This is a genomic window from Vibrio sp. 1CM23M (assembly GCF_023161755.1).
Classification (GTDB): Bacteria; Pseudomonadota; Gammaproteobacteria; order Enterobacterales; family Vibrionaceae; genus Vibrio; species Vibrio coralliirubri.
Map to the genome: position 1 here is coordinate 673,482 of NZ_JALNTR010000003.1, position 26,935 is coordinate 700,416.

Annotated in this window: 24 protein-coding genes; 5 read left to right on the forward strand and 19 right to left on the reverse strand. The window is 43.9% G+C overall.

Annotation, left to right across the window (positions count from 1 at the left end; all coding sequences use genetic code 11):
• Positions 1 to 26: 26 nt before the first annotated feature.
• The 7 genes from MSG35_RS13855 to MSG35_RS13885 form a co-directional block, all read right to left on the reverse strand.
• Positions 27 to 914 (reverse strand): DUF2861 family protein, encoded by an 888-nt coding sequence (locus MSG35_RS13855; protein WP_050650390.1) that lies wholly within the window; start codon positions 912 to 914, stop codon positions 27 to 29.
• Positions 914 to 1,573 carry a response regulator transcription factor VxrB gene (vxrB, locus tag MSG35_RS13860; RefSeq protein ID WP_017060099.1) on the reverse strand — a complete coding sequence of 220 codons (660 nt, stop codon included), beginning with the start codon at positions 1,571 to 1,573 and terminating at the stop codon, positions 914 to 916. The genes MSG35_RS13855 and vxrB overlap by 1 nt, the downstream gene beginning before the upstream one ends.
• A complete protein-coding gene (gene vxrA / locus MSG35_RS13865; RefSeq protein WP_248384319.1) occupies positions 1,548 to 3,020 on the reverse strand; it encodes a sensor histidine kinase VxrA in 1,473 nt (490 codons plus the stop codon). The genes vxrB and vxrA overlap by 26 nt, the downstream gene beginning before the upstream one ends.
• Before the next feature lie 288 nt (positions 3,021 to 3,308).
• Positions 3,309 to 4,706 (reverse strand): Re/Si-specific NAD(P)(+) transhydrogenase subunit beta, encoded by a 1,398-nt coding sequence (pntB, locus tag MSG35_RS13870; RefSeq protein WP_017064580.1) that lies wholly within the window; start codon positions 4,704 to 4,706, stop codon positions 3,309 to 3,311.
• Positions 4,707 to 4,716: 10 nt separating this feature from the next.
• Complete coding sequence (gene pntA, locus MSG35_RS13875; RefSeq protein WP_048608291.1) at positions 4,717 to 6,264, reverse strand: Re/Si-specific NAD(P)(+) transhydrogenase subunit alpha; 1,548 nt, start codon at positions 6,262 to 6,264, stop codon at positions 4,717 to 4,719.
• A gap of 300 nt (positions 6,265 to 6,564) precedes the next feature.
• Positions 6,565 to 6,846, reverse strand: coding sequence for an HlyU family transcriptional regulator (locus MSG35_RS13880; RefSeq protein ID WP_004731023.1), 282 nt, complete (start codon positions 6,844 to 6,846; stop codon positions 6,565 to 6,567).
• 39 nt (positions 6,847 to 6,885) lie between these two features.
• Positions 6,886 to 7,254: a late competence development ComFB family protein gene (locus tag MSG35_RS13885; protein WP_017060104.1), complete on the reverse strand. Its 369-nt coding sequence runs from the start codon at positions 7,252 to 7,254 to the stop codon at positions 6,886 to 6,888.
• 394 nt (positions 7,255 to 7,648) lie between these two features.
• Here MSG35_RS13885 and MSG35_RS13890 point away from each other — a divergent pair, with 394 nt between their 5' ends.
• Positions 7,649 to 8,896, forward strand: coding sequence for a GGDEF domain-containing protein (locus MSG35_RS13890; RefSeq protein ID WP_248384320.1), 1,248 nt, complete (start codon positions 7,649 to 7,651; stop codon positions 8,894 to 8,896).
• A 138-nt stretch (positions 8,897 to 9,034) separates the two neighbouring features.
• Here MSG35_RS13890 and MSG35_RS13895 read toward each other — a convergent pair whose 3' ends face one another.
• Both MSG35_RS13895 and MSG35_RS13900 read right to left on the reverse strand, forming a co-directional pair.
• Positions 9,035 to 10,045 (reverse strand): Solitary outer membrane autotransporter beta-barrel domain, encoded by a 1,011-nt coding sequence (locus MSG35_RS13895; protein WP_248384322.1) that lies wholly within the window; start codon positions 10,043 to 10,045, stop codon positions 9,035 to 9,037.
• A 78-nt stretch (positions 10,046 to 10,123) separates the two neighbouring features.
• Positions 10,124 to 11,095 carry a diguanylate cyclase gene (locus MSG35_RS13900; protein WP_248384323.1) on the reverse strand — a complete coding sequence of 324 codons (972 nt, stop codon included), beginning with the start codon at positions 11,093 to 11,095 and terminating at the stop codon, positions 10,124 to 10,126.
• 131 nt (positions 11,096 to 11,226) lie between these two features.
• Between MSG35_RS13900 and MSG35_RS13905 the strand changes: the two genes are divergently transcribed.
• A complete protein-coding gene (locus tag MSG35_RS13905) occupies positions 11,227 to 11,664 on the forward strand; it encodes a DUF3069 domain-containing protein (RefSeq protein ID WP_017069091.1) in 438 nt (145 codons plus the stop codon).
• A gap of 311 nt (positions 11,665 to 11,975) precedes the next feature.
• Here the strand turns inward: MSG35_RS13905 and modC are convergent, their stop codons facing one another.
• The 4 genes from modC to MSG35_RS13925 are packed head-to-tail and all read right to left on the reverse strand — an operon-like array spanning position 11,976 to position 16,059.
• Complete coding sequence (modC, locus tag MSG35_RS13910) at positions 11,976 to 13,082, reverse strand: molybdenum ABC transporter ATP-binding protein ModC (RefSeq protein ID WP_248384324.1); 1,107 nt, start codon at positions 13,080 to 13,082, stop codon at positions 11,976 to 11,978.
• Positions 13,079 to 13,777 carry a molybdate ABC transporter permease subunit gene (gene modB / locus MSG35_RS13915; protein ID WP_248384325.1) on the reverse strand — a complete coding sequence of 233 codons (699 nt, stop codon included), beginning with the start codon at positions 13,775 to 13,777 and terminating at the stop codon, positions 13,079 to 13,081. The genes modC and modB overlap by 4 nt, the downstream gene beginning before the upstream one ends.
• Positions 13,778 to 14,536 carry a molybdate ABC transporter substrate-binding protein gene (gene modA / locus MSG35_RS13920; RefSeq protein ID WP_248384326.1) on the reverse strand — a complete coding sequence of 253 codons (759 nt, stop codon included), beginning with the start codon at positions 14,534 to 14,536 and terminating at the stop codon, positions 13,778 to 13,780.
• Between the two features lie 56 nt (positions 14,537 to 14,592).
• A complete protein-coding gene (locus MSG35_RS13925; protein WP_248384328.1) occupies positions 14,593 to 16,059 on the reverse strand; it encodes a cobyric acid synthase in 1,467 nt (488 codons plus the stop codon).
• Between the two features lie 294 nt (positions 16,060 to 16,353).
• Here MSG35_RS13925 and MSG35_RS13930 point away from each other — a divergent pair, with 294 nt between their 5' ends.
• Positions 16,354 to 16,731 (forward strand): NirD/YgiW/YdeI family stress tolerance protein, encoded by a 378-nt coding sequence (locus tag MSG35_RS13930; protein WP_048608277.1) that lies wholly within the window; start codon positions 16,354 to 16,356, stop codon positions 16,729 to 16,731.
• Between the two features lie 98 nt (positions 16,732 to 16,829).
• Positions 16,830 to 17,354: a hypothetical protein gene (locus MSG35_RS13935; RefSeq protein WP_019822713.1), complete on the forward strand. Its 525-nt coding sequence runs from the start codon at positions 16,830 to 16,832 to the stop codon at positions 17,352 to 17,354.
• A 137-nt stretch (positions 17,355 to 17,491) separates the two neighbouring features.
• Here the strand turns inward: MSG35_RS13935 and MSG35_RS13940 are convergent, their stop codons facing one another.
• From MSG35_RS13940 to MSG35_RS13955, 4 genes are all read right to left on the reverse strand, one after another.
• Positions 17,492 to 19,099: an ABC-F family ATPase gene (locus MSG35_RS13940; protein ID WP_282449885.1), complete on the reverse strand. Its 1,608-nt coding sequence runs from the start codon at positions 19,097 to 19,099 to the stop codon at positions 17,492 to 17,494.
• A 324-nt stretch (positions 19,100 to 19,423) separates the two neighbouring features.
• Positions 19,424 to 20,110, reverse strand: a complete 687-nt coding sequence (locus tag MSG35_RS13945; RefSeq protein WP_248384329.1) for a RimK/LysX family protein — start codon at positions 20,108 to 20,110, stop codon at positions 19,424 to 19,426.
• 11 nt (positions 20,111 to 20,121) lie between these two features.
• A complete protein-coding gene (locus MSG35_RS13950) occupies positions 20,122 to 21,306 on the reverse strand; it encodes an amino acid aminotransferase (RefSeq protein ID WP_017060118.1) in 1,185 nt (394 codons plus the stop codon).
• A 211-nt stretch (positions 21,307 to 21,517) separates the two neighbouring features.
• Positions 21,518 to 22,354 (reverse strand): helix-turn-helix domain-containing protein, encoded by an 837-nt coding sequence (locus MSG35_RS13955; RefSeq protein ID WP_248384330.1) that lies wholly within the window; start codon positions 22,352 to 22,354, stop codon positions 21,518 to 21,520.
• Between the two features lie 90 nt (positions 22,355 to 22,444).
• On the opposite strand from MSG35_RS13955, the gene MSG35_RS13960 reads away from it, so the two are divergent.
• Positions 22,445 to 23,872, forward strand: coding sequence for an MATE family efflux transporter (locus MSG35_RS13960; RefSeq protein WP_248384331.1), 1,428 nt, complete (start codon positions 22,445 to 22,447; stop codon positions 23,870 to 23,872).
• 152 nt (positions 23,873 to 24,024) lie between these two features.
• Here MSG35_RS13960 and nrdG read toward each other — a convergent pair whose 3' ends face one another.
• Both nrdG and nrdD read right to left on the reverse strand, forming a co-directional pair.
• Positions 24,025 to 24,495 (reverse strand): anaerobic ribonucleoside-triphosphate reductase-activating protein, encoded by a 471-nt coding sequence (gene nrdG, locus MSG35_RS13965; protein ID WP_017058260.1) that lies wholly within the window; start codon positions 24,493 to 24,495, stop codon positions 24,025 to 24,027.
• A 155-nt stretch (positions 24,496 to 24,650) separates the two neighbouring features.
• The gene (gene nrdD / locus MSG35_RS13970; protein ID WP_048613547.1) at positions 24,651 to 26,771 is read right to left on the reverse strand and encodes an anaerobic ribonucleoside-triphosphate reductase; all 2,121 of its coding nucleotides are present in this window, start codon (positions 26,769 to 26,771) and stop codon (positions 24,651 to 24,653) included.
• Positions 26,772 to 26,935: the final 164 nt, after the last annotated feature.

The window sequence follows — 26,935 nt, forward strand, 5'->3', positions numbered from 1 at the left end:
TACATAGTTAACGGCACAATTTTAAATTACTTTAACTCTTCTTCGCTAGAAATATCATAAGTTTTACTGATAGTTTGTGCTTGTTCTATCGCTATGTCACCTTGCCAGCGTGAATGTACCATTGAAACCGCCAAAACATAGCGATCATTGGGAAGTTCTTCGCCAGTGAGGTTCATTGGATAATCAGATTCGTAGCTCTTGCCCCACACCTGTTCATAGTGTTCATCAACGTAATCGTACAAACCGATTTCGAGCTTAGGAAGTGGACAATAAGGATTGAGTAGTTCTTTTTTATCGATTCGCCACGTGTCTTTTGATGCCCAGCGAACTTGTTGACGCATGGCAACTTCACCCAAAACAATCCAAGTGCTCCAAGACTTTCCGCCATCATCTTTTACGCTTAAACGATATAAACCGGATTCAAGTTGAGAGGCTAAATTGTAACGCTTGCGGTATAGACTCACCGATGCATTGTTTACCACTTCACTGTCTTTGGTTAACTCACTGTCCGAAGAAACGATCTTATCGACCCACTTCTCGAAGGTAATGTCTTGAATGTTGTTTTCGGATTCGACATTAATCGATACACGAAAGGTATCTCGGCCAGGGCTTTGAATGATGTGTCTTTTGACGACTACGGAACTGATCCAATCTGGGAGTGTTTTTCTGGTGAGCGTTTTACCACAATCTTTGTTCAATGCTTGATCGAACAGTTCATTGAGGTGATCTTCTCGTGATTGAGAAGAGTTGATTTGCCAAACTTCCACTAATGAATCAAACATCTGAGGTAAATCATTATCTAGCAGATGTTTATGAACTTGAGTCAGAGCATCGCTACTCTTGAACCAATCCGTTGCTTGCGCGGTATTCGCTACGCAAGAAAACATTAATAGTGGAAGTAAGGCTATTCTCATTACGCTTTCATCTTGTAACCAACGCCACGCAGCGTTTCAATTTCTAGCCCCGGCAGTTTCTGTCTTAGTTGCAGAACGTGTGTGTCTACCGTACGTGTTGTTGGGAAATGGTTGTAACCCCATACATGGTCAAGCAGTTCATCACGTGTAAACACACGTCCAAGGTTACTTGCCAAGAACAATAGAAGGTCAAATTCAGTGCGCGTTAACGTTACTTCCTGTTCATTGAAAAACACTTCACGTGTCGCTTTATCGATAACAAGATTCTGAGCGATAACTTTTGATGCATCTTGTTCTTCAGAATCTGGCAGGCGAAGTTGAGCACGAATTCGAGCAAATAGCTCAGCCTCTGCGAATGGCTTTGTTAAGTAGTCGTTTGCACCTGAATCTAGGCCCGCTACTTTGTCTTTGACTGTCACGAGAGCCGTAAGCAAAATAACTGGGATATCTTTCTTTTTCTTCCAACCTGGAAGTGAATCTACTGAGTCGCCATCAGGAAGTTGACGGTCTAGAATCACTAGATCCGCTTGTTCCCAGTAGCCTTCAACTTCAGAGATCAGTTCTGCATGCAAACATTCATATCCAGCTTGCTCAAGGCTAACTAATAAACCGTCAGCTAAATTTTTATCATCTTCAACGAGAAGCAATGTCTGTTTCACAAGGTATCTCCAAAATAAATGTTGTTGGGGGGCCGATAAGCGTCATGTGACCGCCCATTTTTCCGACCATAGATTCCACTATCGTCAGACCTAAACCGAGTCCACTCTTACTTACGAATGGCTTTCTTAGTTGCCCCCAATCTTTGCGAGACAAGTCTCCATTATCTATAACTTTGAATGTCAGCTTCTTGTCAGAAGTATTCAGTTCTAGAATTACTGGAGCCACACCGTATTTCACGGCATTTCTGATTAGGTTATCGATACACGTTCCTAACCAATATACGTTCACTTTTGCAGCAATATCTTTGTTTACACGCAGTTCAATTCCCGGTGCAAAATCTTCTTCAACTTTGTATTGGAGCCACTCTTCAACACTTGGCACCCACTCTGTTGCGAGCGGTTGGTTATCTGATTGCAGGTAATCTTTACTTGCTTCCGCCAACTGTCTTAAACGGCGTGTATCTTCACACAGCCTACGGAACTCATCATATACCGATTCTGGTAAGTGTTCGAACTCACGTCTGAACCCTTCCACCGTCAATGACAAACTCGCAATCGGCGTTCTTAATTCGTGCGTTAGGATTTGAAGAACCAGCATGCGACTCTTCATCTCTTGTTTCTTGCTGTTCCAGCGGTAAATCGCCCAACCTAAGACAAGCATGATGTTGGCAATAACCAAGATAAACATGGCGACTTGCAGAAGCTCTGAATGATCTTCTATTTCCCAACACACATTACCACGCTGGACAAAACAGCTATTGCCTTCTGAAGACAAGCTAAACGATAACCCAGCAAGCGTGGCGTTTTCGTTCCAGACGGATTTTTTATACAGGTAATATCTGTCGCCACGTTTTACCCACATCTCATCAAGCTCAACAAACATACTCGCACCCGCTAACAGCGCGGTGATTGCTTCACTATCCATTTGTTGCAAGCGAGACAGTAGTTCATCGTGTTCGGTGTTTGGTCGCTCTTGAATATGCATAAAGCGCTTCAGAGAGTCGAATTTTTCTGGGTACTTCTCAACGTATCGTGCCGCATAAGAACCGCCGCCAGGGTGAATCAAACCACTACGGCTAAACCAACGGTCAGAAAGCTTGGTGCCTTTACACATTGCACGAGTAAAAACTAAAGGCTCAGTAATCAAAGGGCTTAACGGCAGTTTACCGCTACAGGTTTTTGATAACTGGTATAAGCGCTGGATGTCTTTTAATGGATACTCTGCTGTTTGTGGCAGCATAGAAGACGGCATGATCAAACGTGTTGGATAATCAGCCTGTAGCACTCGAATATCGTAAGATTCGATTGCCGTTTCATGATCAAAGAGTTTGGTGAAATTATCGATACGCTCAGGTAAAGAGTCAGCAAATGCGTTTGCAGACACAGACAACGTAGCGATAAGAAGAGTAAATGTTCTTTTGATGATCACAAACCAACGCAAATTCATATAGATCAACCAAATATATACCATTCGCTATCAAAGATAAATTTTTAACCGCATGAAAAACAGTGAGAATGACGAGTTACAGAGATAAAGTCCGATATATTACGGCCACATTGTACAGACGTACTTGTAGGCTGATTGGCAAGCCCAACCTCAATTGCGACAAGTTTCAGCATAAGTTTCGTTAACTTCGTATCAACTAAGCTCACACATAAAGTCGCTTTCATAAGATAAAAAAGGAGCTCAAATGAGCTCCTTATCGAGTTATTACAGATTGCTTAGAGGTGATCTCTATAGATGCTCTAAGATGCTTAGACAGCTCTTTTTAGCATCGCCAAACAGCATCTGCGTGTTCTCTTTGAAGAACAGTGGGTTTTGCACACCGGCGTAACCTGTGTTCATCGAACGTTTGAATACGATAACATTCTGAGCGTTCCAAACTTCAAGCACTGGCATACCAGCAATTGGGCTGTTTGGATCTTCAAGTGCTGCAGGGTTTACGGTGTCATTCGCACCAATTACCAATACAGTATCTGTCTCATCGAAGTCATCGTTGATTTCGTCCATTTCCAGAACGATATCGTAAGGCACTTTTGCTTCAGCAAGCAGTACATTCATGTGACCCGGTAACCTACCAGCAACTGGGTGGATACCAAATCGAACATTAATGCCCTGCGCTCGTAGCTTCTCAGTGATTTCATGCACTGGGTATTGAGCTTGAGCTACTGCCATGCCGTATCCAGGAGTGATGATTACTGACTTTGAGTTTTTCAGCATATCAGCCACATCTTCAGCTGATGTTTCGCGGTGTTCACCCTGCTCTTCATCGCCATCAGAGACAACCACTTCTTGGCCGAATCCACCAGCAATTACGCTGATGAAAGAGCGGTTCATCGCCTTACACATAATGTAAGACAGAATCGCACCTGACGAACCAACCAATGCACCAGTTACGATAAGCAGATCGTTTGCAAGCATGAAACCTGCCGCAGCTGCTGCCCAACCAGAGTACGAGTTAAGCATAGAGACAACTACTGGCATATCTGCACCGCCAATCGATGCCACTAGGTGGTAACCGAATGCGAATGCGATAAGTGTCATCACCATTAGCGCGAACATGCTGCCGTCCGCTTTAACGAACATGATCATCAGCAATGTAGAAACTACGATAGCCGCTAGATTCCACTTATGCTTGTGAGGAATATTCAATGCAGACGAAGAGATAACGCCGCGCAGCTTACCAAACGCAACAATAGAGCCCGTGAACGTCACCGCACCGATAAACACGCCAAGGAACACTTCCACTAGGTGGATAACGTGCTCTGCATGAATATCTGCAGGGTTGATAGAAACAGCAGCAGGTGGATCGATGTAGCTGTTGTAACCTACAAGTACTGCAGCCATACCTACGAAGCTGTGCAGAATTGCAACCAGCTCTGGCATTTCAGTCATTTCTACTTTTCTTGCGTAGTGGATACCAATACCACCACCGATCACCATAGCAATGATGATCCACACAATACCAGCAGAGTGAGGGCCAAAGATCGTTGCGATCAACGCGATTGCCATACCCGTGATACCGTAATAGTTACCCGCACGCGCAGATTCCTGTTTCGATAACCCAGCCAAGCTCATAATAAAGAATACAGCAGCAACAATATAAGCTGCTTGTACTAATCCTTCAGACATCTGTTACTCCTTAGTCTTTACGGAACATTTCAAGCATACGTTTGGTCACGGTAAAGCCACCAAAGATATTGATACTTGCAATTAATACGGCAATAAATGATAAGAACGTGACGACGCCACTTCCTTGTCCGATCTGTAACAGTGCACCTACTACAATGATGCCTGAAATCGCGTTAGTCACGGACATCAAAGGCGTATGCAGAGAATGACTTACATTCCAAACTACGTAATAACCCACCACACAAGCGAGAACAAAAACGGTAAAGTGAGATAAGAACGCAGCTGGAGCAACCGAAGCTACCCAAGCGAATGCACCAACAGCTACCGCCATACCTGCCGCTTTCTTCATTGGAGAAACAGGTTCTTCAACTTTAGGCTCTGGTTTGGCCGCTTTTGGCTTAGCTTGTTGTGGTTGAGCTGAAACTTGAATTGGTGGAGCTGGCCAAGTGACCTCGCCCTCTTTAACCACAGTAACACCACGCAGAACAACATCTTCAAAGTCGATATTGATATTGCCATCTTTCTCTTTGCACAGCAGTTTCAGAAGGTTAACTAGGTTCGTTGCATACAGTTGAGATGATTGAGTCGGCAGTCGACCAACCATATCAGTGTAACCAACCACCTTCACGCCGTTAGCCGTTGTAATGACTTGATCCGCAACCGTGTATTCACAGTTACCGCCATTGGCCGCCGCAAGGTCTACAATCACACTACCTGCACTCATGCTGTCTACCATCTCTTTGGTAATCAGCTTAGGAGCCGGGCGACCTGGAATCAGCGCCGTTGTAATGATGATATCGACGTCTTTCGCTTGAGCTGCATAAAGTTCTTCAGCTTTCTTATTGAAGGCTTCAGACATCTCTTTTGCGTAGCCGTCACCAGCACTGGTATCTTCCTTGAAATCCACTTCCAAGAATTCAGCGCCCATCGACTCAACTTGTTCTTTAACTTCTGGACGAACATCGAATGAACGAACGATCGCACCTAAGCTACCTGCAGCGCCAATTGCTGCTAGACCAGCAACACCTGCACCTGCAACCAGTACTTTTGCTGGTGGAACTTTACCCGCTGCCGTAATCTGACCCGTGAAGAATCGACCAAACTCGTGCGCCGCTTCAACAACAGCACGATAACCCGCGATGTTTGCCATAGAGCTCAATGCATCTAACGCCTGAGCTCTTGAAATTCGTGGTACAGAATCCATCGCCATCACGTTGATGTTACGACTGGACAATTGTTCCATTAACTCTGGATTTTGAGCAGGCCAAATAAAGCTGACCAATGTTGCGCCATCTTTAAGAAGATCGATTTCATTTTTAGACTCGTCAACGATCGGAGCGTTAACTTTAAAGATAATATCGGATTTCCAAGCTTCATCTGCGGTGACAACTTTTGCTCCAGCTTGTTCATAAGCTGCATCTTCAAAACTTGCTAACGCACCTGCTTGTGATTCAACACAAACTTCAAATCCTAATTTTAGAAGCTGTTCTACCGATTTCGGTGAAGCAGCGACTCGCGTTTCACCTGCGAGCGTTTCTCTTGGTACACCAATTTGCATAGCTATTCCTTGACTATTGGCACGAATGACTTATTCGTTTGTATCTAACGACAACTAATACTTCAAGCGTTTTGTTCAAAGAACAGTAAAAGTTATTACTTATAACGATTTGGATGGAATTTGAGCGCTTCATTTGGATAAATGACGACCGTCTCGAACGAAGAGGTCAAACCACTTGCAAATAATCCTTTTAATAACAACCTACTAGCTGTTCTTTGTCCCTAAAACTAAAAAGAGCTTTCAGCATATACACTGAAAGCTCTCTAAATTATGACCAACATCAATTCTAACCCTAATTGGTTAGCTAAATATATTGTCGCCCATTTGGTCGATGAACATCTGCGATTTTTTGAGCATCAATTCATCGGCATCTTGTTTGTTTGAAACAACATCTGAACGAATAAAACGGTGAGTTTTGATTTCACCATCGAATTCTTTCTCGATTCGCCCAGCAACACGGTATTGACCAGATTCTGCAATGGCATCTTGATAGATATTGAAACCCTTATATTCGACTGGCTCAATCTCTACTTTTTGTTCGGTTTTTTCTTTGCCACCAAATAATCTAGAAAAGAATCCCACGTTTTTTACTCCTTAAATGACCGTATTCACCCTAAACTATCATGACTGTTTACGGTTCAACAACGGCTTTTCATACCATTGCAATTCTACGTCATCGTCAAAATTGTGTTGACTAAATATAACAGGCACATTGTCGTCACGTTCACGTCTTCGATCGTCAATAATCATACTTTCTGCATTTTTGACCGCGATCTCACTATTGCGTTTATAGAGCACCAATTTGTCTTCTGGCAATGCTGAGAGAAAATCGATATCAAAACGAATATAGATAGGTTTTAGCTGACCTAAAGCCAAGCACGCGAGGTCGGCCAACTGTTCATTGGTATAACTAGACACATATTCCTCCGTAGCCAAAACATGACCTACCAGAGTTTCCATATAGTTATGTACATCAACACTAATTTGCATACCACACCTCCATTTGTAGCGGTTGTTTATGACCTAGTTTTGATCAATCAACAACCTTATCCCAGAACTTACATTAATTCCGTTCTAGACCTTACTCGAACTTCATTACAGATTTACAGTTCTCGCTTGTTGGTCATCATGTAACCATTAAGTACAAACCACCTAGATTTTGCTAAGTATCTATAACGACTAATTAATTTCTCATATATACTGTTTAGTTCGTTCTATGGTTAATAGCAACTCAAATACATATAAAAATGGTTGCACCAATAGCGAGCTATGGCTATGTTTTTGCTCTCATTTAAGCAAAATGCTTGGCAATTGCTTGTTTAACCGTATCCTACGTATAGTATTAATTAATAAGAACATCATTATAGTTAGGCTCACCACATAAATGGCATCATCTTTTGTAACGTCGAGCATGTTTCGATTTTGCTTCCCTTTAGTCCTGTTAACAATTTTGCTCGTTGGTATGGACAACGTCATCCTCGTGACGGACTCAAATTTAGGGTTTGCTAGCAACCTCCCTTACATTTTATTGAGCGTTGCGGTTCTGCTATGCCACACATTCAGACAAGGTCGAATGGCGATGGTATCGGTGACCATGCTCGTCGCTTATCTGATCATCCAAATTCGCTTACAAACGCCTCTCAATACTGGCACAACGCTATTAGAGCTCTCGTTACTTGCGGCATTAGTACCGGTCACTTGCTTACTTGTTTATGCCTTCCCTGATAACGGCGTAAACTCAAAGTCGATGCTCCTCTACGCCATCGTTCTCGTGCTGTTTATGGTTTGGGCACAATTGATCGTTTCTCATTTCCACGCTGGCGGTTTTGAATCATGGAGTGAAGGCCTACTGTTCATTGTTAGAGACTTCTCCAAACTGCCTTTTATTTTGGTGTTGTATAGCCTTTGCTTGCTTGGCCTTACAGCCATCCTAGTGCTGGTGTACAACCGTTCTATTGATGTTGTCGTTTATAGCACTATCTTGCTGTCCTCTTGTACGTTCATCTTCTTTGACGTGCAGTACATCTCTAGCACCATGTTCTCCTTATCAGGCACGTTGATCATCGTCTATGTGATGTCTGCTAGTCACGATATGGCCTTTAATGACCAACTGACTAACATCCCCGGTCGACACGCCTTAGAAGTCGATATGAAGCACTTGGGGCGTAAGTATTCGATGGCGATGGTCGATATCGATCACTTTAAGCAATTTAACGATACCTACGGACATGACATTGGCGACGATGTGTTAAAACTGGTGGCGCGCATTCTGAGGGAAACCACAGGCGGCGGTAAAGCTTATCGCTATGGTGGAGAAGAGTTCACGATTATCTTCAAAGGCAAACATTCGGAACAAGTTAAAGAGCACCTTCAAGCTCTGATTTCCGAGGTTCAAAACTACGACATGACGATTCGGAATAGTCACGAGCGCCCTGACGATCATGAAGTGGGTATGAAAAAGCGTGGCAAGAACGGCAAACCATCAGAAGTAGTGAATGTAACGGTGAGTATTGGATTATCCGATAGCACAACCACCAGACATCCTGAAGAGGTGTTGAAGCTTGCTGACCAAGCGCTGTATAAAGCGAAAGAAACCGGTCGAAACAAACTGTGTATTAACCGTAAACAATAGTTGATAGCGAAAGATATTGAGTGCTAGAGATCTAAATAGCTTAAGCCATTAATAGCGAACTGCTTCAATAACTATCACTTCCAAGTTCAACGAGCCTCATTGATTTGAGGCCGTATAGCTCAAGTGGAAAAAGAGAACTTAATCTTGGTTGAAGAAGATAACCAAGCTGCCACCTTTTAAGCTACTTCCGTAGTTAATCGTAAAACCTATTCCCACGTTATCGACCCACTCATTAAACAGGTTTGGGTTAAGCAACCAACCAACACTGCCCTCGTAGTAAGATGTGGTGCCCATAGATGCCACCGTGTCACCACCAATATCAATTCGTCTTATACTCGAGTACATCGATGTGATGTTCTTATCCCAACGCACGAGATCATAGAAAACCTTGGCTTCATTGGCGATATACCACCCTTCAGGATGACCGACATTGCCATTATTCGCCTCGCCCCAGCCGATGCCATTAAAGTAATGCCAACTGGTGCTCAATTTATACTTTCCCCAGTCATTCTTATCTTCGTACATCAGCTTGATTTTAGGCTCGATGATGTAAGCCCAAGCATCAGTATTGAGATATACGCCATCCAGTTGGTCTTGAATGGGCTTTAGCAACGAAGCGCGATATTCATAATCATTGCGGTAGTAAGAGATGTGGTTACCGATTGCAGAGCTGAAGCTCCAATATTCGTCTAACTGGGACACATTAGCGAATTCCACGTAGCCCGATACTACCGATTGTTTTTGAAAATCGTTTTTACTTTCTGCAGCGTACTTAACATCGTTCTCGATCCGCAATGCAGACAAGCGCAGCGTCACCTCTTGATGGTTGCCTTCAATGTAACTTGGTAGCTCAAATGTGTAAGGCAAACTCAGGGAGGTAATGTTTTGTCGACGACTCACCGAATCATTCGAACCGATGTCTTCATTATCCAAACTAAATACTTTATTGGGATCAAAGTTGTTGATGCCAAAAGTGAAAACATCGGTGTCGTTGAGCAATACACTGGTGGCAAAGCTCTGCTCTAGATCCTTTCGGAAAAGATCAGACAGCGAATTGGCATTAACAGTGGTCGGCAAAGCGGTAAAAAATAGAGGAACCGCAAGCGTCCAAGATGTGTTAGTCATAGAAAATGACTTCGAATGTGGCATTTCTTTTATCACTTAAAGCACTTCCTAGCTCAAACGCTATTAGAAGTATAAATTCAAATATCTAAAAGAGCTCACCAACTAACGAGCAAGCTCCAAAATGTTGCGTTGTACAAAGGTATTTCTACCACTCTGTTTAGCTTGATAAAGCGCTTGATCGACCTTTTCATAAATAGAGGCGATAGATTCACCACCTTCTGGCACAAATGACAACACACCTTGTGACGCTGTCACTCTATCCGATACCGTTGAGTGGTCATGAGCGTAGTTCATCTCATGCAATGCCTCTTTAACTCGAGTCGCGTGTACCTTAGCTCCTTCACTATCTGTATCGCTAAGAATCAGAACAAACTCTTCACCGCCATAACGACCGACAAATTCTCCCGCACGAACAAACAGCTGTTTCAAGGTATTAGCAAGCCCTTGTAAGCACTTATCCCCTTGAATATGTCCATAATTATCGTTGTAAGGCTTAAAGAAGTCTACATCTAGAAGTATGACTGTCATGGATATATTACGTCTTCCGTGCCACGCTATGCTCTCTTCAAGCTTAGTATCCATATATCGACGGTTATACAATTTGGTCAGGCCATCTTCGTTGGCTTGTTGCTGCAGAAGGATGTTCAGTTCTTCGAGTTTGGCTGTGCTTTGTTTTAACTCTCGTCGCATTTGCGCGATACGTTGCATCGCAATCAGCTTAGAATTCAAAACGACCTTGTTTACCGGCTTGATCAGGTAATCATCGCCACCAGCGTCAATCGCTTTCGCGATCATCTCAGGTTCTTCGTGACCACTAAGAAAGATGATGGGAACCCATTCTGGAAATCGGCTTCGAACCTCATTAGCGACTTCAAAACCATCCATCTCTGGCATGCTGATATCAAGTAACACGAGTTCAGGATCAAAATCAGAATAAACACTCAGGGCTTCTTTTCCGCTACCGACAGCTTCTACAATATGACCCAGTTGCTTGAGTCGGATAGCAAGTTGCATCCTGTCTAGTTGAACATCATCAACCAGCAATATGCGCATTGAAGATCCCTTTTCTATCATCACATCACCTTTATCTAGTGTTGAATATTCAAAGTAGCTCAAATTTGGGCTTAAATCATGCCCTAATCTCTATATTATATTGACTTTTTTACAGATCTTTTTAGCATTGTTTCTTTTTAAAGAGAAATACTATGTCAGACGCTACAAACAACGAACAACAAGAAATCGATTTAACCACCATCTCACCAGAACTTCGTCAAGTTATCGAATTTGATGGCGTGCCAAAAGAGATGCACTTTATGGTTACTTCTATTCACGAAGTGTCTGAAGAAGCAGTACGCGAAGCTTGGGACAGCCTTCCAGCAAGCGCACAAAATGTTTTAGACAACTTCGAGCAGTTTCACGCTCTAATCTCAGTTAGCCAAGCTTTTGCTGGTGTTAACGTGATGGAAGAGTTCCCTACTCTTAAACTTCCAGAAGACATGACTGACGAAGAAAAAGAAGAGTACCGTGCTCAACTGCTAGACCAAGTTCTACACAACTGTGTAAAAGACATGGTTAAACAAATCAAGAAAGCGCGTCGTGATGCAATCTTGAAGCGTGATTTCAAAGAAGTTTTTACTAAGTAAGTCGCTCATCGCCTAAAACTAGGCTAAGCGCTAACAGTAATACTTAAGATTAAGCCGCATGTTGCTTTAAACACGCGGCTTTTTTATATCCGCTATTATCTGTTCGTCGATCGTTACGTCTGTATGTTCTTGTTGCTAATGTTAGTATGATTCGACAAATAATATGCTTTAACACTCATACAGTGTGGCGCAAAACTGGCAGTTATACCGTATAAAAATGACGCATGTATCCATTCATGGAATCAAGATCGTATTTTCAGAACCTAGAATCGGCAGTATCGCGACAATATCGAAAAGCTGACCTTCTCAGGTTAATGCGTTACCGCGATATCTCTTTGAGCGACACTCACACCTTTAATTTGTGCGTAAACACGCTGCCCGATTTCTAGATTCAATTCATCCAGCGCCCACAAAGTAATGGTTGCCCATAAGTAGCATCCGGACTCTAACTCTAGCGCGACAGCGACACTCTGCTTATTTGTGCCTTGCTGGTGCGTCTCTACGCTTTTAATGCTGACAGGAAGGATGTTACGTATCGAGGTTCCTTTCGGCTGTTCTAGCGTGATAGAGACATCATTTGCCCTAACTTGTAGCCTCACTGTCGTACCAAGCTCACTCGACACTTTCTGAACCCATAACGACGTCGACTTTCCTAACATCAGGCGAGACAGCGCATAATCGTCATTGTGTTCCGCTAATGTCGCTTCAAACAACGAGCTTTGCTCTGAGAAAGATTGCCAAGGTTGCATGGCTCTCGATGCCCACACATCTTCCGTCACACCCGACGAAATCACTTTGCCTTGGTCAATAATCACAAGGTGATTTGCCAAGCGTAAAATTTCATTGAGGCTATGAGTGACATAGATGATCGGGATTTGGACGGTTTCGGATAAGTTTTCCAGAAATGGCATCACTTCGCGCTTACGAGGCAAGTCGAGAGACGCTAAAGGCTCATCCATCAACAAAATACTCGGCTTGGATAACAATGCGCGGCCAATCGCCACACGCTGCTTCTCACCGCCAGATAAACGAGCTGGATAACGATCCAGCAATGAACCCAAGGACAACAGCGAGACAATTTGCTCAAAGTGCGCTTTATCGACACTTTTCATGCCGTATTTAAGGTTCGCCGCCACCTTCATGTGTGGGAACAATCGCGACTCTTGGAACACATAACCGACGTTGCGTTTGTGAGTCGGCAAATTAATGCCATTTTCACTATCGAACAGTGTGGTGCCAGATACGCTGATCAAACCTTTATCGGGTTGTTTAAGGCCACTGATCGCATTGATAAGTGAAGTTTTACCCGCGCCAGAACGACCAAAAATTGCCGTAATGCCACTACTTGGTAATTCCAAGTCGATATCAAAGAACGTTTCACCAAGTTGTTGCTGATATTGTAGGATCAAAGCACTCATGCATTGCCTCCCAAGCGTTGTGCTGACTTTTTGTTGAGCCACTCGGATAGCATCAATGAACCCAGCGCTATCAAAATAGAAATAACACACAAACGCGCCGCTTCCATTTCCGCACCAGGGGTTTCAATAAAGGTATACATAGCCAATGGAATGGTTTGAGTTTCACCGGGAATATTTGAAACGAAGCTGATGGTCGCGCCAAACTCCCCTAGGCTTCTTGCAAATGAAAGCATAGTGCCGGTAATGATCCCAGGGATCATCAAGGGCAGAGTGATCGTGAAAAATACACGAAGAGGTGACGCACCTAATGTTGCAGCCGCCTCTTCAAGTTTACTGTCTATGGTTTCTAGGCTCAGTCGGATAGAGCGAACCATCAATGGCAGCGCCACAACCACGCAAGCGAGTGCTGCGCCCTTCCAGCTAAAGCTGAACACAATACCAAACACGTCATTAAGCCACGAGCCGATGATGCCTTGCCTGCCCATCATCACTAGCAGTAAATAGCCGATGACCACTGGTGGAAGTACCAAGGGTAAATGGACAATGCTCTCTACAATGCTTTTGCCTACAAATTGTTTCTTAGCAAGCAGCCACGCTAAACCAATACCGATAGGAATAAGCCATAAGATGGCAAACCCAGCGACTTTTAAGCTCAGCATTAAGGCTTGGTATTCGTATTCCGATAAATACATCATCTAACGCACTTCAAATCCAAAACTGTTCAAGGTGTCTTTCGCTTTTTCGCTCTTAAGGAAAGTATAGAACTCTTCTGCCACAACTTTATCACTCAACTTAGCTACAGGGTAACGTATTGGTGTGTGCAGATCTGATGGGAAGGTCGACACTAGGTTTACTTCTTTAGAAAGCAACGCATCCGTTTTGTAGACAATGCCAAGCTTAGCTTCACTGCGCTCGACTAAGGCTAAGGCCATACGAACATTGTTACTTGGTGCTAATCGAGTCTTCACATCGTCCCACACACCTAACGTTTCTAACGCTTCTTTCGCATAGATACCAGCAGGAACCGACATGGTGTTACCCACTGCAAGCCTTTCATTAGTAAGCAGTTCAGCCCATTGTTCACCTTTTGATAGGTCTAAAGTTACCGATGTCTCTTTAGGGGAAATCAGCACCAGTTCGTTTTCACATAGATTTGTGACATTGTCACTAGAAACCAATTTACGGTCGACTAAATGCGTCATCCATTTCTCATTTGCCGAGATAAAAATGTCTGCTGGAGCTCCTCTTTCGATTTGTCGCACCAAAGATGACGTACTCGCATACACAGGAATCACATCGACAGAATGGTCTTTCTCAAACTCTTCAACCAACAGGTTAACCGCATTGGTCATGGACGATGCAGCGTAAACTCGTAGCTTTTCCGCAGCCAAAAGATGAGTAGAAGTCAGTGCCGAAGTTAAGGCCATGGTTAAAAGGAAGACTCGCTTTTTCATTGTTATCACTTATCTATTGTTCGTTTAGGTTCTTTAGCTAACTTCTAAATGGCAGCTTAAGCGGTTAATTCTGGCCAAAGCAGGTCAAGATCTAAGTACTCTTCGATGGCATCAGCGATTCGATTAATACCCAGCTCTTTAAGCTGTTCGTGGTCAATCGCGGTCACATCGTTGGCTCCTGCCCATTCACAAATAAGCGACAACGTATCACTGTTGTCGAATACGCCATGCAGGTAAGTACCAAAAATCGAGTTATCTTGGTTCACAGCGCCATCTAGGCTGCCAGATTCTAACTGAACCGGTAAGGTTGTTTCTTTGACATCAGTCTTGCCTACGTGGATTTCATACCCTTTTACTTGTGCTGTTTTGCCATCCAGCGTCATAGTGCCGCGTACGTTGGTTAAGGTTTTCTGCTGTGTAAGGGTCGTTTCAGTATCCAGGTACCCTAACCCTTCGCTGCTGCCGGGTTCCCCTTCAACGCCATCAGGATCGTGGATGATGTTACCTAACATTTGATAGCCGCCACAGATACCCATCACTTTGCCGCCTAAGCGCAGATGGCGTTGAATATCTTTATCCCAGCCTTGTTGTTTTAGGTAATCCAAATCTGCTCTTACCGACTTTGTACCCGGCAAGATAATTAAATCAGCGTTGTTTACACGTTCACCTTTACCGACATAACGTAAATCAATCGAAGGATTCAGTCTTAACGCGTCAAAGTCTGTATGGTTGCTGATTCGGGTTAACACTGGCACCACCACCTTAAGCTTAGCTTCTCCGTCAGACTCTTGAGCAGAGGTAATGGCATCTTCCGCTTCTAAGTTAAAACCATGCAGATATGGCAAGACACCAATGACTGGCTTTCCGGTTTTTTCCTCTAGCCAATCTAGGCCAGATTGAAGCAGTGCGATATCTCCTCTAAAACGGTTTATCACAAAGCCTTTTACGCGAGCTTGTTCAGATTCAGACAACAGCGCCAATGTGCCGTAGAGGTGCGCAAAAACGCCACCACGGTCAATATCAGCAACGATGATCACTGGGATGTCCGCTTTTTCAGCAAATCCCATGTTAGCGATATCATTTTCGCGAAGATTGATTTCGGCTGGGCTCCCCGCACCTTCAATCATCACGCTTTCATATTCTTCAGAAAGTCGGTCAAACGAATCGATAACTGTATCCATCGCGACTTTCTTGTAATCATGATAGCCCGTCGCTTCCATGTTACTCAGCGCTCGGCCTTGCAAAATCACTTGAGCGCCGGTATCTGAATTAGGCTTTAGCAATACAGGGTTCATGTGAACGGTTGGCTCAATATTGCAAGCTTGCGCCTGAACCGCTTGAGCGCGACCAATTTCGCCACCATCTTTTGTCACAGCACTGTTCAACGCCATGTTTTGTGGCTTGAAAGGTGCCACCTTGATTCCTTTCCTTGCCAAAACACGGCATAAACCTGCCACCAAAACACTTTTTCCGGCATCTGACGTTGTCCCTTGAACCATAAGGGCACTTAATGGTGCTCGCATTTGTACTTAAATCCTTAATTTCTTAATTTCTTAATTTCTTAATTTCTTAATTTTTAGCTATGGACAATATTTCTCTGCGACCATCTTAACGTCATTGCCGAGTAGATGCTCAATAAAATGAATGGAAAATGAATGTGTTACTCACTCTGGATTCAACCCCTGTGTTGTTTAATAGCTCCATCGAAACGAAGCTTGTCAACGATAACAGGCGACTCAACAAAAACGTACTAACGAAAAGAAACGTTTCAAATTCAGAAAAACGTTTCTACTAAAAACAACATTAAGGGATTCACCATGAAAAAAACTGTATTAGCTATCGCATCTACTATTATCCTTGCTCCTACTTTCGCAATGGCTAGTGACCACAACAGCAACAAGCACGAAAGCGCTATTGCTTACACTGGACCGATTGAAACCGTTTCTGTTGCGACACTACTTGCCGACACAAGCATGTTCGCAGAGCAAGAAGCAATTGTGGATGGCAAGATTGTTCGTCAACTAAAGAATGACACGTTTGTCTTCTCTGATGGCCAGAGTGAAATTCAAATCGAACTGGATGATGATATCCGCCTAGCACAACCACTGACCGCTGATACAAAAGTTCGTATCTTCGGCGAATATGAAGGCGGCAAGACACCAGAAATCGAAGTGGACCACATCCAGGTTCTATAAGCGACTAATATAAAAATACTGACTTCAAATAATTGGCCTGCATATTGCAGGCTTTTTTGTATTATACTGCCGAAAAATACAATTTATATGGAGTCACCATGCTAGGTTGCACGAATAAGACTGTCCTTTTAGGACTCGCTGCACTGTGTTCATTCTCTGCGTCTGCAAACAACTTTAACTACAACACATTCGAGCTGCGCATGGGTACTAGCCCAAGTACTTTCGGTGGTGAAGTCACAACAATGTTCACTCAGAACTCTCACTTTGTTGCTCGTATCGATTCAGAATTTGAAAGTGATTGGGATGCAGCGGTGGGTATGGGATTCAACGGCCCAATCAGTCAATTTGCTGACGTTACTGGCCAAATGTTACTGCACAACATTGAACGTAATGACGACAATCACATCAAGACTGAAATCAACATCGGTTTGAGAGCGTGGTTAATGGCAAACGTTGAAGTTAACGCACGCCTTGGTCAACTGATCGACAACGATGACACTCGTTCAATTGTGGGTATCGGTGCTCGTTTCCATTCTACTGATCAACTGTCTGTTGGTCTTGATATGCGCAATAACGGCACATATGGCCACCAAATCTTAATGTCGGCTCGATTCGGATTCTAATCTAGATTTCAATTACTGAGTAATAAATAGCTATACGTATTACATAGAAAAGCCCCGAACATATTAATGTTCGGGGCTTTTTTGTTTGTTAGTTTCGCTGGCTTTTAGTCGTTCACGACCTGAGCCAGCGACTTGCTTTATAAATTAACCATCAGCATCTTTTTCTGATGATCTAAGTACTCTTCATAAGTACCTTGGAAACTCACTAGCTGTTGATCTTTTACATCGATGATGTGTGTTGCTAGTGAAGAAACGAACTCACGGTCATGGCTTACGAAGATCAGCGTGCCCGTGTAAACCTTCAACGCGTCGTTAAGGGCTTGGATTGCCTCCATGTCCATGTGGTTAGTTGGTTCGTCCATTACAAGCACGTTGATGTCTTGCATCATTAGCTTGCCGAATAACAGACGGTTCTTTTCACCACCAGAACAGTTACGCGCTTTCTTGTTTGCATCATCAGCAGTAAACAATAAACGGCCTAGAATGCCACGTACCATCAGGTCATCGTGCTTGGCAGTGCGCCATTGTGAAATCCAATCGAAGATGCTCAGATCGTTATCAAAGTCAGCCGTGCTGTCTTGTGGACAGTAACCTACCGATGCGTTTTCTGACCATTTAACGATACCTTCATTTTGCTCTAGCTCTTGAACTAGGCAACGTAACAGCGTGGTTTTACCCACACCGTTCTCACCGATTACCGCAAGGCGTGTACCCGCTTCAAGCAACAAGTTACCACCAGCAAACAATGTTTCGCCATCGAAGCCGTGACCAAGGTCTTGAAGTTCAAGCGCTTGACGGTGCAGTTTCTTACCTTCACCAAAATCAATAGATGGGCTCATACGGCTCGATGATTTCACTTCATCAAGCGTGATCTTATCCATTTTCTTGGCACGAGAGCTTGCTTGTTTTGCTTTAGATGCGTTAGCACCAAAACGGTTTACGAAATCTTGAAGCTCGCTGATTTCAGCCGCTTTCTTAGCGTTGCTTGCTAAAAGCTGTTCACGAATCAAGCCAGATGCTTCTAGGAAGTACTCGTAGTTACCAGGGTAGACACGTAGCTCACCGTAGTCGATGTCTGCCATGTGTGTACACACAGAGTTCAGGAAGTGTCTATCGTGCGAAATGATGATCATTGTACATTTACGCTGGTTTAGCTCTTCAGCAAGCCAGTTGATCGTGTGAATGTCCAAGTTGTTGGTTGGTTCATCAAGAAGCAGGATATCTGGGTTTGCAAACAGAGCTTGTGCCAATAGCACACGCAGTTTCCAACCTGGAGCTACTTGCTGCATCAAGCCGAAATGGAACTCTTCTTCAATACCCGCTTGAATTAGGATGTCGCCAGCACGGCTTTCTGCTGTGTAGCCATCCATTTCCGCGAATTCACTTTCAAGTTCTGCGACTTTCATGCCGTCGTCTTCGCTCATTTCTGGTAAAGAGTAAATGCGGTCACGTTCTTGTTTTACTTCCCACAGTTTTCTGTCGCCCATGATCACAACGTCGATAACGCTGTACTGTTCGAAAGCGAACTGATCTTGGCTTAGCACACCCAGTTTTTCTCCTGGAGTAATAGAAACGTTGCCCGAGCTTGGCGTTAATGCGCCACTTAGGATTTTCATGAACGTTGATTTGCCGCAACCATTGGCGCCGATCAAACCATAACGGTTGCCGTTACCAAATTTAGCAGAGATGTTTTCAAACAGCGGCTCTGCGCCAAATTGCATTGTGATGTTCGCGGTAGATATCAAAGAACTAATTCCTAAGCGTGTACTGACAGATAATTATTAGGCTATTTCAAGAACCTAAATAAGAAGTACGAAAGTATGGATTAAACAAAAATCGAAGCGCGGATTATATAGAGATCTCGATCACGTTGTCGAGGCTAAACAGTAAACGAATAGTAAACATAGACCATTTAGATGCTTTTCATACGTTATTGGGGTGTAAATAGAAAAATCCCCACCAGCAGAACTGGCAGGGATTTCATTTATCAACACTAAAAGTCTTTTAAGCTCGCCACCTTTGAAACTATAGCGATTCAAAACGAAAAGCTTTGATGGTGAGCAGAACTGTTATTTAGTAATTTTCTTTTGAACGTATTTTTGGCTTACATCTACTACCGCAACATCTCTAAAGAAGCTTCTACCCAACAGAAGTGGGAAAGAAAGATGCGTTCGGTCCGCTAGAGTAAACTCAGTTTTGTCTTTTAGATCACCGATTTGAATTGAAGCAACAACCACAGCACGTCGTTGTGTACCTTCTGCGCTCGACTGCTTGATCTTAACCCAACGCTCTACCGGTAAGCTGACCTCTTCCGTTGTGATGCCGTCATGTTCAATTTTGAACTTAACCCAGTCTTTTCCGTCACGTTCAAAATCAACAATATCAACCGCACTGATTGAAGATGTTGTTGCACCTGTATCTACACGTGCTTTAAACGCTTCTTTCAAACCAGGAACATACACCCACTCTTCTTCACCAAGAATCAGTTTGCCATCGCTTGTTTTAGTCGGCTTTGGAGCTGGCTTTTCTTCAGGCTTTGGTTTCGCTTCTGGCTCAGTCGGTTTTACTTCTTCAGGCTTTTCCGTAGGTTCCGTTACTTTCTCGCCTTCAGTTGCGTCAGTCTTTGAAGATTCATCCACAACAGGTTGTTCTACTTGAGGCTTTTGCTCTGGCTCGACAGGAACTTGAGTCGTCGTCGAACAAGCAAACAGGCCACCACTTAGCATTAAAACTACAATCGCTTTCCAGTTATACATTCAGTCACCTTCTATTTTGAAACGTTGGCTATCGCTTTAGCTACATAAGGAATATGAGATTCGGAAAGGCCTGCGATATTGATGCGTCCGTCACCAACACCATAGACTCCATATTCTTCACGTAATTGATTCATTTGAGTTTCTTTAAAGCCTAGTACACTAAACATGCCTTTATGGCTTTCAATGAAGTCAAATTGTGACGTGTTATAAGTATTTCGCAATTCATCACATAAACTTTGGCGCAGATTTAACAAACGTTGCTGCATTTCACTCAATTCTTGCTTCCAAATCGAGGTTAGTTCTTGATTCTGAAGAATTGTTTTAACCAAAGCTGCACCATGATCTGGCGGCATTGTGTAAGTTGAACGAGCAAGCGTTAGAAGCTTACCTTTAGCATTGCCAACGTGTTCACTGTTCTTGCCAATCACGATCGCAGCGCCCGTTCTTTCACGGTATAAACCGAAGTTCTTCGAGCACGATGTCGTAATCAACATCTCTTCGACGTTGTTAGCCATGTGTTGAAGGCCTTTTGCATCTTCTTCTAGGCCATCACCAAAGCCTTGGTACGCAATATCAACGAACGGTAAGAAACCATTCTTCTGAGATAATTTGGTGATTTCCTGCCACGCCTCAAAGTCGATGTCAGCACCCGTTGGGTTATGACAGCAACCGTGCAGTAGTACCACGTCCGATGGACCCGCTTTTGAAAGGTCATCCAACATTCTTGCAGTATCCACTTGCTTCGTTTCAGGACTGAAGTAATTGTAGTATCGAACTTTTAAGCCTGCCGCTTCCATCACCGGTTTGTGGTTAACGTAGCTTGGGTTTGAAATCCAAACCGTGGTGTCTGGTTGAGAAACTTTCATTAAGTCGCCCAACATACGAAGTGCACCACTTGCACCTGGTGTTTGAATCGCAGCAACGCGATCCATTGCAGAAGTTCCTTTAAGCAGTAGATCAACCATGCTCTGGTTGAACTCTTCACAGCCTGCTAGGCCAACGTAAGCTTTGGTTTTCTGCGTTTCAACAACAATATCCTGAGCCATAGAAACGGCTTTCATGATCGGAGTTTCGCCTTGGTCATTTTTGTAAACGCCAATGCCTAAGTCGACTTTATCAGTACGAGTATCGCCGCGGTAAGCAACAGAAAGAGATAGAATTGGATCTAAAGTTGGTTTTGGTAGATGTGAAAACATGAAAGTCACAACCCTTTGAAATTCAAGTAATGAGTTTCACGTTAACATTATCGTAGACAAATCAGAAACATTTTTTAATAGAAGCGCTTAGTTAGAATAAGTAATCAGAGATTGGTCATTTTACGTCATGAAAAAGAGCAAATTTCGAACACTTTTAGTGCTTTATCAAAAGATCAGTGGCTTGTTTAAGAAGTACCTTGTTGATTTTCGGCTAAATACCTTGTTTGAATTGCCTTGGTGTCATGCCCGACCAAGCTTTAAATCGAGTACTAAAGTTAGCTGCATTCGGGTAACCCACGATCTCGCCAATATGTTGAATCGACCAATCGCTCGACCTGAGCAGCCTTGCAGCGTATTCCATCCTCATACGCATAATATGAGTCATCGGGCTATGAGAATAATAACGTTGGCACAAGCGATGGAAGTGCGGCTCTGAACACGGAAATAGATTTGCTAGCTCATGCACGTTCCACTCTTTATGAAGCTGTTTTTGCACGCTGTTGAACACACGTCTCAAGCGAATCAAATTTCGAGATTGTTGCTGCGGGACGGGAGCATTAATCATGAATTCTATTTGGGCCACACTATGAATGGCAATCGCTCCGCCTAGATCAATGGGCAAGGCAATACTTCTCAGCAAGGTATGAATACAAGACGAGACGACTTCGGCTGCAGGAGAAAGCGTATAACTCACCTCATCACTGACGACATTTTCCCAAGGCTTATCAGGCGATAGAAAGATCCAGGCTATCTGCCATGTCTCTTCTTCAATACCAAAACCGTTCTCAACGCCTGCGGGCACAGTAATGCACGACCCCGGCTCTAGAATGTATCGACATCCTTCGCTTTCGAGCCACCCTTTGCCTCTCACGGTGTACAGCAGCATGTGTTTTTGTTGGTTCTTTCGATAGACAGAAAAGAAATCACGGCACGATGCTGTCCCACATTGAACGATACCGAGCTCTTCGAATGCCAATACATGGCTTTGATCGACAAACTCTTGATGGGTCTTTTCAGAGATCTCATACCGTTCTTGTTTCTCGCTCATTCCATTACTAGCTCATTCATGTTGCCAAACCACCAAAGTGGATAGTTTGACAAAAGTTTGTGATGAGCCTGAACAATACAGCTAAAACAAATGCCGATAAACTTCTCGCATATTAACCACAGGGGAAATGCGATGCGCTCGACATATCGTCATCTAGACAAAGATTTTTGGCAAAAGCTGTTACACATCGGTTTGCCTGTATCGCTGCAAACTATGTTGTTTTCATTACTCGGCGTGGTCGACATTTTTATGGTTAACCAACTGGGTGACTCTGCAACCGCAGCGGTTGGCGTGGGTAACCGTATATTTTTCTTCAACTTAATCATGGTATCTGGGATTAGCGGCGCTGTCAGTGTGCTAGCTTCGCAATATTTCGGTGCGGGAGATTTCAACGGAATTAGACGCACATTAGCGCAGTCATGGGCATTGTCTGTCTTTGCCATCATCCCCTTTGTGTTGATTTATACATTGGCTCCTGAATCAGTCGTGTCTGTGGTGGCCTCAGATCCTGATTACGTCCGCTTGGCAACGGATTACCTTTGGATAACAGGAGCCAGCCTTATTGGTACCGCCGTGGTTGTGCCGCTAGAAAGCGCGCTGCGCTCGGTGGGCGAAGCCAAGCTACCCACCAAAATCAGTATCTGGGCGATCATCGTCAACGCGATTCTCAATGCATTGCTGATATTCGGCTTATTTGGCTTCCCGGAACTGGGTGTGGTTGGTGCAGCAATTGGCACCACCATATCTCGATTCTTTCAAACGATTGCCCTGCTTGTTATGGCGAAGAGACACTACGCTCACCTGTTTCCAACACTGACTAATTGGCGCGATGCAATACTTCCCAAGCATAGAAAGAAGTATTTCAAGGTAGCTATTCCGATGCTGGTTCATGATACGGCTTGGGCGGGTGGAATACTGATTTATAACGTTATTGTTGGTCAGATGGGCGTTGGCGAGCTAGCGATAATCTCACTGTTATCACCAGTGGAAAGCATCTTGATCTCGGCGTTCATGGGATTTGCAGTCGCGGCTTCGATCATTTTAGGCAACGAGATCGGCGCGAAGAACTATCAACGTGTTGAGAATACTGCTTGGGGGTATGTATTGCTCAGCTGTGGGCTTGCGGCTTTACTAGCCTTGTTGTGCTGGTTTGCTAAACCCGCGATCGTATACATGATCGGTCTTACTCACTTAGAGCTTAAAGACACGGCCGTTAACGTCACCTTAGTTATGGCACTCGGCATGATACTAAGAGTCTTCAATATGGTTGGCATTGGTGGCGTACTAAAAAGCGGTGGAGACATCAACTACAGTATATTCATCGACTTGTTTGGCCAATGGGCAATCGGTATCCCCCTTGCCTACTTTACTGCGCTGGTGTTGGGTTGGCCGCTAGAATGGGTTTTGATGATAGTGTTACTGGAAGAGCTAGCCAAAATAATTCTGACCAGTCATAGGATTCAATCTAAGAAATGGATAAACAACCTAATCGACGAGCCTGAGCACATTCCTATTTAAGCAAGCGCCAAACTGACACTGACGTGCTGGCGATCGATTCAAAAGAACTCACACCCAAGGGCTGATTTGTAGCATTGCGCTAACGATGAAGCCCTTTTTTCTGTTTCTTATACGAGAGTCCTGAGTCAGAACACGCTTATAAGTCAGTAAAGCTATAAGTCGGTAAATCGATGGATGATTTGGTTTGAACTACCACGCCAATCTAACATTGGGTCTGCTTTATCTTGTTCAAAACGACCATCAATCAAAGTATCAACATATTCAAGTACTTGCTTCTGTTTTTCATCAAGCTCATCTAACTCGTAGCCAGTCCACATCCAGATGTCTTTACCTTCACATTCTGCTTTCACACGCTGAACCAACTTAAGAACTTCAGACACGTTTGCAGGATGCAGAGGATCACCACCAGAAAGCGACAAACCACGACGCTTGATTCGCGGATCATTGAGATCAGCAATAATGTGGTCTTGCAGTTCTTGAGTAAACAAATGCCCTGAGTCCAATCGTTGCGTCGATTGGTTATAACACCCGCGACACTGGTGCACACAACCCGACACAAACAAAGTGCAGCGTGTTCCTGGGCCATTTACAACGTCGATTGGGTGATATTGATGATAATTCATAAGGCAGTATTGAGAACTCGTGATGGCTTAATGGTTTAACTCGAAAAGTAGCGAGAGTTGAAACAAATGAATTGGTATCGACATAGCGCCGATACCAATCATATTTCTTGAAACGTAGCTCTTCTAAGTAAGCTAGCTAATAATCTTAGAGCTTACTAAAGATGCTTCACTCGGCGTTTAACTTCTTCTTGCTTACCGAAGTTAAATGGTCGTGCATCTGGGCTACCAAGGTAACCACAAACACGGCGTGTTACCGATACTTTGGTTGAGTCGTGGTTGCCACACTTAGGACACGTAAAGCCCTTACTTGTACAGTCGAACTCACCGTTATAACCACATTCGTAACACTCATCAATCGGTGTGTTAGTGCCGTAGTAAGGAACACGTGTGTAGCTGTAATCCCAGACGTTTTCTAGCGCTTCGATGTTCTTCTGCATGTTCGGGAATTCGCCGTAACAGATGAAACCACCGCTAGAGATTTCTGGATAAGGCATCTCGAAATCGATCTTGTCGTATGGGTTCACCTTCTTCTGCACATCTAGGTGGAAGCTGTTGGTGTAGTATCCACGGTCTGTTACGCCATCAATCACACCAAATTCTTTAGTGTCGATGCTGCAGAAACGGCTACATAGGTTTTCACTTGGTGTGCCGTATAAGCTGAATGCGTAACCTGTCTCTTTCGTCCAAGATTCCACTTCACGCTTCATGTACTCCACCAGCTCAAGCGCTTTAGCGCGCATTTCGCCGTCGTCGTACAAGTGAACGTCTGTGCCATAAAGCGCAGTCATTGCTTCGTGGATACCGATGTAACCAAGAGAAACAGACGCACGACCGTTCTTGAAGATGTCTGCAATAGAGTCGTCTGCTTTCAAGCGAACGCCACAAGCACCTTCCATGTATAGGATTGGAGCAACACGCGCTTTCACGTTTTCTAGACGAGAAATACGAGTTTCTAGCGCACGACGAGCCAGCTTCAGTTTTTCATCAAGCAGTTCGTAGAACTTAGTCATATCTTGTTTTGCGTTAATCGCAATACGTGGCAAGTTCAAGCTAACAACACCTAAGTTGTTACGGCCTTCATGAATTAACTCACCGTTTTCTTCGTAAGTATTCAAAAAGCTACGGCAACCCATAGGCGTTTTAAATGACCCTGTCACTTCTACTACTTTGTCGTAGTTAAGAATGTCTGGGTACATACGCTTAGACGCACACTCAAGCGCTAATTGCTTGATGTCGTAGTTTGGATCTTGCTTCTGGTGGTTCAAACCATCTTTGATTGCAAACACCAGTTTAGGGAAAACCGCTGTTTTGCGGTTCTTACCCAAACCTGCGATGCGGTTCTTCAAGATAGATTGCTGGATAAGTTTTGAACCCCAGCTTTCGCCTAGACCAAAACCAAACGTAACGAATGGTGTTTGACCGTTAGCCGTGTGTAGCGTGTTTACTTCGTACTCCAAAGATTGGAACGCGTCGTAACACTCTTTCTCGGTACGAGAGATAGCAAAAGCTTCTGGGCTATGGATGTCCCACTCTTTCGCTAGCGATAAGTGCTTTTCGTAACTCGCCATCACGTAAGGTTCTAGAACCTCGTCGATACGGTTAATCGTTGTACCGCCGTAAATGTGGCTCGCCACTTGCGCGATGATCTGCGCGGTTACCGCTGTCGCTGTAGAAATCGACTTAGGTGTGTCGATTTCCGCGTTACCCATCTTGAAGCCATGCGTTAACATGCCTTTCAAGTCGATAAGCATACAGTTAAACATTGGGAAGAACGGTGCGTAGTCTAAGTCGTGGTAGTGAATGTCACCACACTCGTGAGCTTGTACGATGTCACGCGGCAAAATGTGAGTTTTTGCATAGTGTTTAGCCACGATACCCGCCAGCAAGTCACGCTGAGTTGGGATAACTTTACCGTCTTTGTTGGCATTCTCATTGATCAGATCAACATTGCTTTCTTCGATCAAACCTTCGATCTCGCGAGTTAAAGCGCTTTGCTTCTCACGGGCGATGTCGCGGTCATGACGATATTCAATGTAGGCACGAGCCAGAGACTTGTATGGCCCCTGCATTAGCTCGTTCTCGACCATGGTTTGAATTTCAGAGATATGAACTTCATCGTAGTCTTCGAGCTTCAACTCAACTGCTAATGCCACATTCAGTGCATAAATAGCAATTTCCTTATCGGCTTTGTCTGATGCTGCTTCCACTGCAGCTTGGATGCGATCTCTACTGAATGGAGCTCTTGAGCCATCACGCTTGATTACGATTGATTTCACCACTTCTCCTTACTCTTGAGGTATTCACAGACTTATCCACAAACACACTATATAGAGCGATTTATCGTTTAACTAACACTAGATATTGTGGCGTATTTAACGAGAACCACCAACTTTGAGTATTGATTTGGATCAATAAAACTCTCACGCTGACTAAGATCAAT